The sequence below is a fragment of the Acinetobacter sp. ANC_7511 genome (genome assembly GCF_056779975.1).
Genome location: NZ_JBWYIY010000059.1, coordinates 1 through 379 on the forward strand (window position 1 = coordinate 1; position 379 = coordinate 379).

The window sequence follows — 379 nt, forward strand, 5'->3', positions numbered from 1 at the left end:
CGTCTAAACGCTTATCTAAGCTATCTTTAGTCGCTGATTCAGGCAGTGCATCTACTAATTCTTGTGCTGTGTCTTTTAGCGTGTCTAACTGATCTTTCAACCCTTGCAATTGGTCTTGGGTTGCTTGGCTGATTACACCATTTGCTGCTGTAATTGCCTCTACCAATTCATCATGCTTCGCTTCCGCTGTCTTAACTGCTTCAATCGCTTCTGCAATCGCAGTATCAACCTCATTAACAAGGCCATCACCATTTAAATCATTTACGGCTGGCACAGTTGTATCTAAAACGTCTAAACGCTTATCTAAGCTATCTTTAGTCGCTGATTCAGGCAGTGCATCTACTAATTCTTGTGCTGTGTCTTTTAGCGTGTCTAACTG

1 protein-coding gene is annotated in these 379 nt (G+C 42.2%); it reads right to left on the reverse strand.

The window, feature by feature from the left end; genetic code table 11:
* Nucleotides 1-379, reverse strand: a 379-nt coding sequence (locus AC1M9L_RS14820; protein ID WP_481592563.1) for a GA-like domain-containing protein, incomplete at both ends; no start/stop codon positions are given.